The following is a 13,444-nucleotide window of genomic DNA, read 5'->3' on the forward strand; positions in this document are numbered from 1 at the left end:
GGGACAGGAGGCGGGAGCGCCGTTGATGCTGCAGTGCCGCATTGGCGGCCGCCGCTATAATACCACCGGCCCAAAACGAGGCCACAGGGCTGACCGCCCTGCCCCGAGCCGCAGCGACAGCGGCCAAGCCGGGCCCCGCGCCGGCGCCATAGAATGCCCGTCGAGGGCCCAAACACAGGACATCCGCCGAAAGTGAATCCGCATCTCCAGGAACTCCACCCCTATCCCTTCGAAAAGCTGCGTGCCCTGTTCGAAGGCATCGTGCCGCCGACGGAGTACGCGCCGATCCGCCTGTCCATCGGCGAACCCCAGCACGCCACGCCGGCTTTCATCCGCGACACGCTGATCGACAATCTCGGCGGCCTGGCCAACTACCCCACCACCCAGGGCTCCGAGCAACTGCGCCAGTCCATCGCCGGCTGGCTTGGGCGGCGCTACAACCTCCCCTCGGTCAATGCAGGCACCCAGGTGCTGCCGGTCAATGGCTCCCGCGAGGCGCTGTTCGCCTTCGCCCAATGCGTCGTCGACGGCTCGAAACCCGGCGCGCTGGTGGTCTGCCCGAACCCGTTCTACCAGATCTACGAGGGCGCGGCCTACCTCGCCGGCGCCCAGCCCTACTTCATCAACAACCTACCGGATGACAACTTCGGGTCGAACTTCGACGCCATTCCGGAAACCGACTGGCAGCGCGTGCAGCTGGTCTATGTCTGCTCGCCCGGCAACCCGACCGGCCGCGTGCTGTCGCTGGATGAATGGAAGCGCCTGTTCGAGTTGTCCGACCGCTACAACTTCGTGATCGCCGCCGACGAGTGCTACTCGGAGATCTACTTCGACGACGACAACCTGCCGATCGGCGGCCTCGAAGCCGCGCACCGCCTCGGCCGCAGCGACTTCCGCAACGTGGTGATGTTCTCCAGCCTGTCCAAGCGCTCCAATGTGCCGGGCATGCGCTCCGGTTTCGTGGCTGGCGATGCGGCCATCCTCAAGCGTTTCCTGCTCTACCGCACCTACCACGGCTGTGCGATGAGCCCGTCCGTGCAGGCCGCCTCCGCGGCAGCGTGGCGCGATGAAGCCCACGTGGCGGAGAACCGCCGCCAGTACCGCGAGAAGTTCGACCGCATCACCCCGCTCATTGCTGCCCACCTGGACGTCGAACGCCCCGACGCCGGCTTCTACCTGTGGGCCCGGGTCGACCGGCTGGGCCTCAGCGATACCGAATTCGCCCGTCGCCTGCAGGCCGAATATAATGTGACGGTTCTGCCCGGCAGCTATCTGGCGCGCGAAGCCCACGGCATCAATCCCGGCGCAGGGTTTGTCCGAATCGCGCTGGTGGCCGAACTGGCAGAGTGTGTCGAGGCGGCCACCCGAGTCGCCACTTTCGCCCAACGACTTTCGAAAAATTCATGACTGCATCCATTCACATCATGCCCAATCACGAAAACCCCTTCGCAACCCTCATCGAAGAGCTGTGGGAACGCCGCACCGACCTGTCTGCCGCCAGCGCCACCAAGGAGCAGATCGAGGTCATCGAGCACGTGATCGAAGAGCTGGACCAGGGCAAGCTGCGCGTCGCCGAAAAGATCAACGGCGAGTGGGTCACCCACCAGTGGATCAAGAAAGCCGTGCTGCTGTACTTCCGCACCCATGACAACAAGGTCATCGACAACGGCACCCGCTACTTCGACAAGGTGCCGACCAAGTTCGACAACTACGATGCCCACGATTTCGCCACCGGCGGCTTCCGCGTCGTGCCCAACGCCACGGCCCGCAAGGGCAGCTTCATCGGCAAGGGTGTCGTGCTGATGCCCTCCTACGTGAACATCGGCGCCTACGTCGACGAGGGCACCATGGTCGACACCTGGGCCACCGTCGGCTCTTGTGCCCAGATCGGCAAGAACGTGCACCTCTCCGGCGGCGTCGGCATCGGTGGCGTGCTGGAGCCCCTGCAAGCCAACCCGACTATCATCGGCGACAACTGCTTCATTGGCGCCCGCTCCGAAGTCGTCGAAGGCGTCATCGTGGAAGACAACTGCGTCATTTCCATGGGCGTGTATATCAGCCAGAGCACCAAGATCTACGACCGCGCCACCGGCGAAATCACCTATGGCCGCGTCCCCGCCGGCTCCGTGGTGGTCAGCGGTAACCTGCCCTCCGCCGATGGCAAGTACAGCCTGTACTGCGCGGTGATCGTCAAGAAGGTGGACGCCCAGACCCGCGCCAAGACCAGCATCAACGAACTGCTGCGCGACTGACCTTTCCCCCTTCAGGGGCCGCCTCCAGGGGCGGCCCTGTTCATTTCCGGGTCGCCCGATGATCATCGACAAGCTCTTTGCCCTGATGGCCGAGAAGAAGGCCTCGGACATCTTCATTACCGTCGGCACCCCGATCCACATCAAGATCGACGGCAACACGCTGCCGATCAACCAGCAGTCGATGGATCCGACGATGATCCACCGCATGGCCTACGAAATGATGTCGCCCGAGCAGATCGAGCGCTTCGAGAAGTACAAGGAGATGAACCTCTCCTTCGGCCGGCGGGACATGGGCAACTTCCGGATCAACATCTTCTGGCAGCGCAACAGCATTGCGATCGTCGTCCGTTATATTCTCGGCGACATTCCGCGCCTCGAGAGCCTGGGCCTGCCGTCGGTGCTGTCCGAAGTCATCATGGAAAAGCGCGGCCTCGTACTGGTGGTCGGCGCCACCGGTTCCGGCAAGTCGACGACCATCGCATCGATGATCGACTACCGCAACGAGAACCGCTCCGGCCACATCCTGACCATCGAAGACCCGATCGAGTACCTGTTCAAGCACAAGATGTCGCTGGTCAACCAGCGCGAGATCGGCAGCGACACGCTGGACTGGCAGAACGCGTTGCGCAGCGCGATGCGCCAGGCCCCGGACTGCATCCTGATCGGCGAGATCCGCGACCGGGAAACCATGCAGGCCGCCCTCGCCTACGCCCAGACCGGCCACCTGTGCCTGGCTACGCTGCACGCCAACAACGCCTACCACGCGCTGAACCGCATCTTCAGCTTCTTCCCGCTGGATGCCCGCACGCTGCTGTCCCTCGACCTGGCCGCGACCCTGCGCTGCATCATCTCCCAACGCCTCGTCAAACGTCCTGACGGCGGCCGCATTCCGACGGTGGAGATCCTGCTGCACTCCCGCCAGGTGGCCGAACTCATCGAGCGCGGCGAGATCTCGGCGATCCGCGAAGCCATGGAGCAAAGCCTGGCCCAGGGCTCCCGCACCTTCGAGCAGGACCTGTTCCGGCTCTACAAGGAAAAGTACATCACCCTCGAAGAAGCGCTGGCCAATGCGGATTCGCCCACCAACCTGTCGTGGCTGATCAACAACGCACAGATTGGTCCAACCGGTAACGGCGACAAGAACAAGACCCGTCAGCCCTCCACCATCGATTTCGAGCAAACCGAGCCGGACGGCACTTCCTTCCGCGAGTTCACATTCGAACTCAACAACGACGACTAAGAACAAGACATGAACGCCCCCCAGACCGCGGCCCTGCCGACCCAGGCCCTGACCCGCGAACTCATCGCCCGCCCGTCCGTCACGCCGCAGGATTCCGGCTGCCTCGAACTCATTGCGGCCCGCCTCGCCCCGCTCGGCTTCGTCTGCGAACGCATCGACGGCGGCGGCGTCAGCAACCTGTGGGCCCGTCGCGGTACACAGAGCCCGCTGGTCGTCTTCGCCGGCCATACCGACGTCGTCCCCACCGGCCCGCTGGCCGAGTGGCATTCCGACCCCTTCGTGCCCACCGAGCGTGACGGCTTCCTGTACGGCCGTGGCGCCGCCGACATGAAGTCGTCCCTCGCCGCCTTCGTAACGGCCATCGAAGCCTTCGTCGCCACCCATCCCGACCACACCGGTTCCATCGCCCTGCTGCTGACATCCGACGAGGAAGGCGATGCCACCCATGGCACCACGCTGGTCGTCGAAACCCTCAAGGCCCGTGGCGAGACGCTCGACTTCTGCATCGTCGGCGAACCGACCTCCGTCGACACCCTTGGCGACACGATCAAGAACGGCCGCCGCGGCAGCCTGTCTGGCAAGCTGACCGTCAAGGGCGTGCAGGGCCACATCGCCTACCCGCACCTGGCGAAGAACCCCATCCACCTGGCCGCCCCGGCCCTGGCCGAACTGGCCGCAGTCACCTGGGACGAGGGCAACGAGTACTTCCCGCCGACGTCCTGGCAAATGTCCAACATCAAGGCCGGCACCGGCGCCACCAACGTAATTCCCGGTACGCTGGAAGTGCTGTTCAACTTCCGCTTTGCAACGGTTCATACCGCCGACGACCTGAAGGCCAAGGTTCATTCGATCCTCGACAGCCACGGCCTCGACTACGACCTCGCCTGGACCCTCGGTGGCAAGCCCTTCCTGACGCCCCGCGGCAGCCTGGTGACGGCCATTGCCGACGCGATCCGCGACACCGTGGGCCTCGACACGGAACTGTCCACCACCGGTGGCACCTCGGACGGCCGCTTCATCGCCGACATCTGCCCGCAAGTCGTCGAGTTCGGCCCGGTGAACGCGACCATCCACAAGCTCAACGAGTGCATCGCGGTGGACGCCATCGAGCCCCTGTCCGCGATCTACCGTCGCACCCTCGAAAACCTGCTGACTGCATCGGAACCGGCATGACCCACCACGACGAACACGACCACGATCACGATCACGAGGACGAGCATGAACACGAGCATGGCCCGCTGGCCGAACTCGTCACTGTGCGCGACTGGCTGCGTTACGCGGTCACCCGCTTCAACCGCGCCGACTGCTTCTACGGCCATGGGCTGCAAGATGCCTACGACGAAGCTGTCTACCTGATCCTGCACACCCTCGCACTCCCCCTCGACCGCCTCGAGCCCTTCCTCGACGCCTGCATTCCCAGCGACGAGCGGGTAGACATCTTCGAGGTCATCGAGAAGCGTGCCGCCGAGCGCCTGCCCGCCGCCTACATCACCGGCGAAGCCTGGCTTGGGGATTTCCGCTTCAAGGTAGATCCACGGGTCATCATCCCGCGCTCCTACTTCGCCGAGCTGCTTCATGACGGCTTCAGCCCGTGGATCGTCGATCCGGAGGCCGTCACCGCGGCAATGGACATGTGCACCGGCTCGGGCTGCCTGGCCATCCTGATGGCGCACGCCTTCCCCAACGCCGAGATCGTTGCCGTCGACATTTCCCAGGACGCCCTTGAAGTGGCGGCCGAGAACATTGCCGCCTACGGTCTCGAAGACCGCATCAGGCTGGTGCTTTCCGACGGCTTCGCAGCGGTTCCGCAGCAGCAGTTCGATTTCATCCTCAGCAACCCGCCCTACGTCACGCAGGAATCCATGGATGCACTGCCTGCGGAATACCTGCACGAACCCGGCCTGGCCCTCGGCTCCGGCGAGGACGGCCTGGATCTGGTGCGCAAGCTGCTGGCCGACGCGCCCCGCTTCCTGAAGCCGAGCGGCCTCCTCGCCATCGAAGTCGGCCACAACCGGCACATCGTCGAAGAGGCTTTCCCCACCCTCGCCCCAACCTGGGTATCTGCACCGAGCGGAGACGACAAGATTTTTGTCCTCGAAGCCGGTCAATTGTCGTCAAAGTGATTTCCAGCGAGAAATCGGTCAACCTCTTCCTGCTCCTGCCGTACTTATGATCTTGTACGGGGCTGGACTCTTCGGAGCCCGGCCCCGCCCAACGGAAAAAACAAGCACAAGAACATAAAGGCAGGATCAAGGAGTTCGTATGGCGACCGATCGCCCGATTCTTCTCGTCGAGGACAATCCCGACGACGAAGCGCTGACACTGAGGGCATTCAGCAAGAACAAGATCAGCAACCAGGTCGTGGTCGCCAGGGATGGCGTCGAAGCGCTCGATTACCTTTTCTGCACGGGGCAATATGCCTCGCGCGCCCCACTGCTGATGCCGGCCTTCGTGCTGCTCGACCTCAAGCTGCCGCGCATCGATGGCCTCGAGGTGTTGCGCCGCATCCGCGCGGACGAACGCACCACCCTGCTGCCGGTGGTGGTGCTGACCACCTCGAAGGAACATCAGGATATTTCCGAGGCCTACCGGCTGGGCGCCAACAGCTACATCCGCAAGCCCGTCGACTTCGAACGTTTCCTGCAAGCTGTCGGGCAGCTTGGTCTCTACTGGCTTTCGTTGAACGAGCCGTCGGAACCGACGACCCACTAGCGTTCGAAGGCGCTAGCCGAGCAGCGCTTCGATGTCTTTCTCGAGATCCGCCGGCGTCGTGGTCGGCGCGTAACGCTTGAAAGGCACCCCCTGGCGGTCGACCAGAAACTTGGTGAAGTTCCACTTGATCGGCTGGGTGCCGAGCACACCGGGCAGCGCCGCAGTCAGGAAACGAAACAAGGGATGGGCGTTGGCGCCATTGACATCCACCTTCTCGTTCAGGGGGAAGCTCACGCCGTAGTTGCGCTCGCAGAACTGCACAATGTCCCCCGCATCGCCGGGCTCCTGACCACCAAACTGGTTGCACGGGAAACCGAGCACCACCAGCCCGCGCCCGGCATAGGTTTCGTGCAACTGCTGCAGGCCTGCATATTGAGGCGTGAAGCCGCAGCGGCTAGCGGTGTTTACGATCAACACCACCTTGCCGGCAAAGTCTGCCAGCGGAACCGGCGCCGCGCCGTCCAGGCTCCGGAACTCGAAACCGTGGATGGTGGCCGGCGCCGCGGAGCTCACTCGGATTCCTCGATCCAGGCCTGCTGGATCGCCTCCAGCACACGCTCGCCGCAGTGCTTGGGATCATCGGCGAACTCGGGCAGCGCGACCACCCAGCGCATCAGATCGACAAAGTTGATCCGCGCCGGATCGGTATCCGGATGCGCGTCGGCCAGCTGGATGGCAATTTCCTGTACGTCAGTCCATTTCATCAGTGCTTGCCCTCCCGCGCCATGTTGATGGAATACTTGGGGATTTCCACCGTCAACGGCGTCTCGCCAACGATGGCCTGACAGGACAGGCGCGACGTGGGCTCCAGCCCCCAGGCCTTGTCCAGCAGATCCTCTTCCAGTTCCTCGGCCGGCTCCAGGCTGTTGAAGCCGTCGCGCACGACCACGTGACAGGTCGTGCAGGCGCAGGATTTTTCGCAGGCATGCTCGATCTCGATGCCATTGGCGAGCAGGCTGTCGCAGATACTCTGGCCGGGTTCGGCCTCGATGACTGCCCCTTCCGGGCAGAGTTCTACATGGGGCAGCACAATCAATGTCGTCATGGTTCTTATCCGTCCGGATTCGTTCAGATCCGGATCTCGTCGATCTTGTGGCCCGCCAGCGCTTCACGGATGCTCTTGTCCATGCGGCGCGAGGCGAACTCGTTGGAAGCGCGGTTGAAGACCTCCAGCTGAATCTTGATGGCCCGTGCTTCCTGACCTTCGGCAGCAGCCCGCAAGGCGGCCACGGCGCCATCCAGCTCCGCGCGCTCGGCTTCGTTGAGCAGTTCGCCATCCGCCTGCAGGGCCTTCTCGGTCGCCTCGATCACGCGTTCGGCTTCAACCTGCTGCTCCTTCAGCGCGCGCACTTCCAGGTCGTTCTGGGCGTGCTCGAAACCAGCCTTCAGCATGCCAGCGATCTCGTCGTCGGCCAGGCCATAGGAAGGCTTCACTTCAACCCGTGCTTCGACGCCGGTCGTCTGCTCCCGTGCTGACACGGACAACAGGCCATCGGCGTCCACCTGGAAGGTCACGCGGATGCGCGCCGCACCCGCCACCATCGGCGGAATGCCGCGCAGCTCGAAGCGGGCCAGCGAGCGGCAGTCGGACACCAGCTCGCGCTCGCCCTGCACCACATGGAAGGCCATGGCGCTCTGCCCGTCCTTGAAGGTGGTGAAGTCCTGCGCGCGGGCAGTGGGGATCGTTGAATTGCGCGGAATGATCTTCTCGACCAGCCCGCCCATCGTCTCGATGCCGAGGGACAGGGGAATCACGTCGAGAAGCAGCCATTCATCCTCCCCGGCCCGGTTGCCGGCCAGCACATTGGCCTGCATGGCCGCACCGACGGCTACCACGGTATCCGGGTCGAGATTGGTGAGCGGCGTCTGCCCGAAAAGTTCACCGACCGCCTGCTGCACATGGGGCATGCGCGTCGCACCGCCGACCATCACCACGCCCTTGACGTCCTCCGGCGACAGGTTGGCATCCCGCAGGGCCTTCTTGACCGGCTTGAGGGTCTTACTGACCAGGTTGACAGTAATGTCGACGAAGACCTGGCGTTCGATCACCAGATCCACTTCGTCACCGCTCTCCAGGGTCATGCGAATCGGCACCGACTCGTCGAGGGTCAGACGCTCCTTGACCTCCCGCGCCTTCATCAGCAGGCGGCGGGAATCCCGGTCGGACGGCAGCGAGATTCCGGCGTTGTCGAGAATCCAGCAGAACAGGCGATGATCGAAGTCATCGCCGCCCAGCGCCGCGTCGCCGCTGGTCGCCACCACTTCGAAAACCCCGCGCGACAGTCGCAGGATGGAAATGTCGAAAGTACCGCCGCCCAGGTCATAGACCGCGTAGACGCCTTCGGAGGCGTTCTCGAGGCCGTAGGCGATTGCCGCCGCAGTCGGCTCGTTGAGCAGACGCAGCACGTTCAGGCCGGCCAAGCGCGCCGCATCCTTGGTCGCCTGGCGCTGGGCGTCGTCGAAGTAGGCCGGCACCGTAATCACAGCCCCGGTGAGTTCGCCGCCAAGGCTGTACTCGGCCCGCTGACGCAGGCTCCGGAGGATCTCAGCGGAGACTTCCACGGGGCTCTTCACGCCCTGGACGGTGCGCAGGCGCACCATGCCCTCGGCGTCCACGAAGTCGTAAGGCATCGTCTCCACGTGGGCGACGTCCTTCAGACCGCGGCCCATGAAACGCTTCACAGATACGATGGTGTTGCGCGGATCGGTCGCCTGGGCGGTCTGGGCCACACGGCCGATCGCCACCTGCCCGTCCGGCAGGTAACGCACGACGGACGGCAGCAGCATCTTGCCGTTCTCGTCCTGCAGGCACTGGGGCACGCCATTGCGTACGGTGGCCACCAGCGAATTGGTCGTACCCAGGTCGATGCCCACCGCCAGCCGATGCTGGTGGGGGGCCGTGGACATGCCCGGTTCGGAAATTTGCAGCAGAGCCATCAGGATTCCAGCGCCGTCAAGGCATCATTGATTTCGTGTTGCAGCTTCTCGAGGAACTTGAGACGACGCACCGTATCGGCCGCGGCCTCCAGATCGCCGGCTGTGTCGAACTCTGCTTCCAGTTGTTCGACCAGGGCCTTGGTATCCCGCCGGATACGGCGCGACAAGTCGTCCAGCACATCCTCGTCGGCCGCCTCGCGGGCTTCCTGCAAGGCCTCGCGCCACTCCATCTGCTCCATCAGGAACTCGGCGGACATGGCGGTATTGGTCTCGAAAGCCGGATCGACGCCCTTCAGCTCAAGCAAATACTGGCCGCGGGCGAGCGGACTCTTGAGGGTCCGGAAGGCCTCGTTGGCCCGCGTCGCCCATTGCATAGACAAACGCTTTTCGGCGTCCGACAGGTGGGCGAAACGATCCGGATGCACCCGGCCCTGCATCTCCAGGTAGGCCTGCTCGAGACGATCCAAGTCAACGGCAAAGCGCGGCTCGAGGCCGAACAGCTCGAAGAAATCCTGCTTCATGTCGAGCATGTCAGCCCTCCCCCGCGCCCGGCGGGCAAAACGGTTCGCGAAACGACGTCATCCTAGACCGAGAAGCTCTCACCGCAACCGCACTCGCCCTTGACGTTCGGGTTGTTGAACTTGAAGCCTTCGTTCAGCCCTTCTCGCACGAAGTCGAGTTCGGTGCCATCCATGTAGGGCAGGCTCTTCGGATCGATCAGCACCTTCAGACCGTGGCTTTCGAAGACGACGTCCTCCGGCAGCACCTCATCGGCGAACTCCAGCTTGTAGGCCATTCCGGAACAGCCCGACGTACGCACGCCGAGGCGAATGCCGACGCCCTTGCCGCGCTTGGCGATGAAGTTGCCGATGTGGGTTGCAGCCTTGTCGGAGAGGGTTACTGCCATGATTGCGTTTCCTTTCAGCCGTTGTGCTTTTTCTTGTAATCCTCGACCGCCGCCTTGATGGCGTCTTCGGCCAGAATCGAGCAGTGGATCTTCACCGGCGGCAGGGCCAGCTCCTCGGCGATGGCGGTGTTCTTGATTTCCAGCGCCTGGTCGAGGGTCTTGCCCTTCACCCATTCGGTGACGAGGGAACTGGAAGCAATAGCCGAGCCACAACCATAGGTCTTGAACTTGGCGTCTTCGATCACGCCATCCTTGCCCACCTTGATCTGCAGCTTCATCACGTCGCCGCAGGCCGGCGCGCCAACCATGCCGGTACCGACGTCTTCGTCTTCCTTGCCGAACGCACCAACGTTACGGGGGTTCTCGTAGTGATCCAGAACTTTTTCGCTGTATGCCATTTTCGCTCTCCTGTCAGTGCGCAGCCCACTGCACGGTATCCAGATCGATGCCTTCCTTGAACATGTCCCACAGGGGCGACAGTTCGCGGAGCTTGCCGATCTTGTGCTGCAGCAGATCAATTGTGTAGTCGATTTCCTCGACCGTCGTGAAGCGGCCGATGGTGAAACGGATGGAGCTGTGGGCCAGCTCGTCGTTGCGGCCAAGGGCGCGCAATACGTAGGACGGCTCCAGGCTGGCCGACGTGCAAGCCGAACCGCTGGAGACGGCGATGTCCTTGATCGCCATGATCAGCGACTCACCTTCAACATAGGCGAAGCTGATGTTCAGGTTGTGCGGCACGCGGTGCGCCATGTCGCCGTTCACGAAGGTTTCCTCGATGGCGGACAGGCCTTCCAACAGACGGTCGCGCAGCGCACCGATGCGCTTGTTCTCTTCCGCCATTTCCAGGCGGGCCAGGCGGAAGGCTTCGCCCATACCGACGATCTGGTGCGTCGCCAGCGTGCCGGAGCGCAGACCGCGCTCGTGGCCGCCGCCGTGCATCTGGGCTTCCAGGCGCACGCGCGGCTTGCGGCGCACGTAGAGGGCGCCGACGCCCTTCGGGCCGTAGGTCTTGTGGGCGCTGAAGGACATCAGGTCCACCTTCAGCTTGGACAGGTCGATGTCGACCTTGCCGGTGGCCTGGGCCGCATCCACGTGGAAGACGATGCCCTTTTCGCGGCAGATCTCGCCGATCTCCGCGATCGGCTGAACCACGCCGATTTCGTTATTGACGAACATCACCGACACGACGACGGTGTCCGGGCGGATCGCCGCCTTCAGGACATCCAGGTCGATCAGGCCGTCTTCCCGCACGTCCAGGTAGGTCGCCTCGAAGCCCTGACGCTCCAGTTCGCGCACGGTGTCGAGAACCGCCTTGTGCTCGGTCTTGACGGTGATGATGTGCTTGCCCTTGCCGGAGTAGAAGTGCGCTGCACCCTTGATCGCCAGGTTGTTGGACTCGGTGGCGCCGGAGGTCCAGATGATCTCCTTCGGATCGGCGTTCACCAGCGCAGCAACCTCCTCGCGGGCTTCCTCGACGGCCTTTTCAGCCGTCCAGCCGAAGGCGTGGCTACGGGATGCCGGGTTGCCGAACAGCTCCGTGAGGTAGGGAATCATCTTCTCCGCCACGCGGGGATCCACCGGCGTCGTTGCCGAATAATCGAGGTAGATCGGGAACTTGAGCATCTTAATCCTCTCCGTACTGCAAAAATTTAATCGTTCCAGTCACTTAGACCGCCATGGCGGCAAGCGTTCGGAGGTTTTCGAGGTTCTCGCGAAGCGCCCCCAGAAAACCATCCACATCCTGTTCCGTACTTCCATCGCCGAAGCTGACGCGTACCGCCGACCGCGCCAGGCCTGCCTCGACACCCATCGCCAGCAGCGTGTGCGAAGGCTCGGGATCGGCGCTGGAACACGCGGAGCCGCTGGCCACCGCATACCCCACCCGATCGAGCTTGCCGACCAGGGTTTCGCCATCCACGCCGGGCATGGCGAAGAAACTGGTGTTCGCCAGACGTTCAGCATCCGCCGAAAAAATCGTCGCGCCCAATTGGTGCAAGCCGCTCTCGAACCGTTGCTGCAGCCTGGCCTGACGCTCGGCGCGGTCACGACGCAGCGCCACGGCCCGCTCGCAGGCCACGCCGAAACCCACGATGGCCATCACGTTCTCGGTGCCGGAACGCAGATTCCGTTCCTGACCACCTCCGGCAATCAGGGGTGCAAGTTCGACCCGTTTATCAACGATCAGAGCACCGGCACCGATCGGCCCGTATATCTTGTGGGCAGACAGGCTGAGGCCATGCACGCCGAGCGCCCGGAAATCCACACCGATCTTGCCCAGCGCCTGCACAGCGTCGCAGTGCATCCAAGCACCGCGAGCGCACACCTGCGCCGCAATTGTCGGCACGTCCTGGATCACGCCGGTCTCGTTGTTGGCCAGCATCACCGACACCAGCTTCGGTTTGTCGGCAAGCAGACGTTGGAAATCCGACATATCGAGGCGCCCTGCCCCATCCACGGCGATCTCTTCGCAGCGCCAGCCCGCGCGCTGCAGTTGCCGCGCCGGCTCCCGCACGCAGGGATGCTCAATAGCGCTGATCGCCACCAGACCCGGCTTCAGGTTGGCCGCTGCGCCCTTGATGAACAGGTTGTTGGCCTCCGAGCCACCGCTTGTGAAGATCACCTCGGTCGGATGGGCATTGACGGCCGCCGCCACCTGGGCGCGGGCTTCGTCGATGGCCTTGCGTGCCGCGCGGCCGTATTCGTGCCGGCTCGACCCGTTGCCGAAACGCTTGCCGAACCACGGCAGCATCGCCTCCCTGACCTGCGGGTCGAGGGGCGTCGTCGCGTTGTGATCCAGGTATACGGGGGCGAACACGGGCCGTCCTTGTCGCTCAGGCAGTAAGTTGCAGCTTGTCGGCCGCTTTGCCGGCCGAAGGCGCACGCTCGTCGTGGAGCACGGCCACCTGGGCACACTTCTGCCGCTGCTGTTCGACGAGGCTGGCCAGCGTCACCGAATGGAGATACTCGTACATCCGGCGATTGAGGTTGGTCCACAGCTCGTGGGTCATGCAGCGCTGCTCGTCCTGGCAGTTTTCCTTACCGCCACAGGAGGTTGCATCCAGCGGCTCATCGACCGCTGCAATGATGTCCGCCACGGTGATCGATGCCATGTCCCGCGCCAGGGCGTAGCCACCGCCCGGCCCACGCACACTCCCGACCAGCTCGAAACGGCGCAGCTTACCGAACAGTTGCTCGAGATAGGAAAGGGAGATCTTCTGGCGATCGGCGATCCCGGCCAGCGTCACCGGGCCGTCCGCGCAACGCAGCGCGAGATCGATCATTGCCGTGACAGCAAAACGACCTTTGGTTGTGAGTCTCATATCGGCTCCCGGGGGCTGGTAAAAGAATAGTTGAATATTTCGGTCAACAATACCAAACCCGACAAAATCAATCAAC

General features: G+C 63.6%; 16 protein-coding genes. 6 read left to right on the forward strand and 10 right to left on the reverse strand.

Translation table 11 applies throughout. The features are described from left to right. The first annotated feature begins 192 nt into the window (after positions 1-192). The 6 genes from dapC to B4920_RS05025 all read left to right on the forward strand — a co-directional run bounded on the left by dapC (position 193) and on the right by B4920_RS05025 (position 6,204). A complete protein-coding gene (gene dapC / locus B4920_RS05000; RefSeq protein ID WP_079433521.1) occupies positions 193-1,407 on the forward strand; it encodes a succinyldiaminopimelate transaminase in 1,215 nt (404 codons plus the stop codon). Further along, positions 1,404-2,252, forward strand: coding sequence for a 2,3,4,5-tetrahydropyridine-2,6-dicarboxylate N-succinyltransferase (gene dapD / locus B4920_RS05005; RefSeq protein ID WP_079433522.1), 849 nt, complete (start codon positions 1,404-1,406; stop codon positions 2,250-2,252). Before dapC ends, dapD begins: the two co-directional genes overlap by 4 nt. 58 nt (positions 2,253-2,310) lie before the next feature. Continuing rightward, positions 2,311-3,492: a PilT/PilU family type 4a pilus ATPase gene (locus B4920_RS05010; protein WP_079433523.1), complete on the forward strand. Its 1,182-nt coding sequence runs from the start codon at positions 2,311-2,313 to the stop codon at positions 3,490-3,492. Between the two features lie 9 nt (positions 3,493-3,501). Further along, entirely contained in the window at positions 3,502-4,665 is a 1,164-nt protein-coding gene (dapE, locus tag B4920_RS05015; RefSeq protein ID WP_079433524.1) for a succinyl-diaminopimelate desuccinylase, read from the forward strand. Beyond that, on the forward strand, positions 4,662-5,615 hold the full coding sequence (gene prmB, locus B4920_RS05020) for a 50S ribosomal protein L3 N(5)-glutamine methyltransferase (protein ID WP_079433525.1): 954 nt from the start codon (positions 4,662-4,664) through the stop codon (positions 5,613-5,615). Before dapE ends, prmB begins: the two co-directional genes overlap by 4 nt. A gap of 139 nt (positions 5,616-5,754) precedes the next feature. After that, positions 5,755-6,204 carry a response regulator gene (locus B4920_RS05025; RefSeq protein ID WP_079433526.1) on the forward strand — a complete coding sequence of 150 codons (450 nt, stop codon included), beginning with the start codon at positions 5,755-5,757 and terminating at the stop codon, positions 6,202-6,204. A gap of 12 nt (positions 6,205-6,216) precedes the next feature. On the opposite strand, the gene B4920_RS05030 is transcribed toward B4920_RS05025, so the two are convergent. Genes B4920_RS05030 through iscR form a run of 10 tightly spaced genes read right to left on the reverse strand, consistent with a single transcriptional unit; the run spans position 6,217 to position 13,368 of the window. Next, a complete protein-coding gene (locus B4920_RS05030) occupies positions 6,217-6,693 on the reverse strand; it encodes a glutathione peroxidase (protein ID WP_216819760.1) in 477 nt (158 codons plus the stop codon). Positions 6,694-6,713: 20 nt separating this feature from the next. After that, a complete protein-coding gene (gene iscX / locus B4920_RS05035) occupies positions 6,714-6,908 on the reverse strand; it encodes a Fe-S cluster assembly protein IscX (protein ID WP_079433528.1) in 195 nt (64 codons plus the stop codon). Further along, the gene (gene fdx / locus B4920_RS05040) at positions 6,908-7,249 is read right to left on the reverse strand and encodes an ISC system 2Fe-2S type ferredoxin (RefSeq protein WP_079433529.1); all 342 of its coding nucleotides are present in this window, start codon (positions 7,247-7,249) and stop codon (positions 6,908-6,910) included. Before fdx ends, iscX begins: the two co-directional genes overlap by 1 nt. 23 nt (positions 7,250-7,272) lie before the next feature. Further along, positions 7,273-9,141 carry a Fe-S protein assembly chaperone HscA gene (gene hscA / locus B4920_RS05045; protein WP_079433530.1) on the reverse strand — a complete coding sequence of 623 codons (1,869 nt, stop codon included), beginning with the start codon at positions 9,139-9,141 and terminating at the stop codon, positions 7,273-7,275. Next, positions 9,141-9,671 (reverse strand): Fe-S protein assembly co-chaperone HscB, encoded by a 531-nt coding sequence (gene hscB / locus B4920_RS05050; protein WP_079433531.1) that lies wholly within the window; start codon positions 9,669-9,671, stop codon positions 9,141-9,143. The genes hscA and hscB overlap by 1 nt, the downstream gene beginning before the upstream one ends. Positions 9,672-9,724: 53 nt before the next feature. Further along, complete coding sequence (gene iscA, locus B4920_RS05055; protein WP_079433532.1) at positions 9,725-10,048, reverse strand: iron-sulfur cluster assembly protein IscA; 324 nt, start codon at positions 10,046-10,048, stop codon at positions 9,725-9,727. A gap of 14 nt (positions 10,049-10,062) precedes the next feature. Then, the gene (gene iscU, locus B4920_RS05060; protein WP_079433533.1) at positions 10,063-10,446 is read right to left on the reverse strand and encodes a Fe-S cluster assembly scaffold IscU; all 384 of its coding nucleotides are present in this window, start codon (positions 10,444-10,446) and stop codon (positions 10,063-10,065) included. A gap of 13 nt (positions 10,447-10,459) precedes the next feature. Then, positions 10,460-11,671: an IscS subfamily cysteine desulfurase gene (locus tag B4920_RS05065; RefSeq protein ID WP_079433534.1), complete on the reverse strand. Its 1,212-nt coding sequence runs from the start codon at positions 11,669-11,671 to the stop codon at positions 10,460-10,462. 43 nt (positions 11,672-11,714) lie between these two features. Then, the gene (locus B4920_RS05070; protein WP_079433535.1) at positions 11,715-12,863 is read right to left on the reverse strand and encodes a cysteine desulfurase family protein; all 1,149 of its coding nucleotides are present in this window, start codon (positions 12,861-12,863) and stop codon (positions 11,715-11,717) included. Between the two features lie 16 nt (positions 12,864-12,879). Further along, positions 12,880-13,368: a Fe-S cluster assembly transcriptional regulator IscR gene (iscR, locus tag B4920_RS05075; RefSeq protein ID WP_079433536.1), complete on the reverse strand. Its 489-nt coding sequence runs from the start codon at positions 13,366-13,368 to the stop codon at positions 12,880-12,882. Between the last annotated feature and the right edge of the window lie 76 nt (positions 13,369-13,444).

Source organism: Zoogloea sp. LCSB751, assembly GCF_002028455.1.
GTDB lineage: Bacteria > Pseudomonadota > Gammaproteobacteria > Burkholderiales > Rhodocyclaceae > Zoogloea.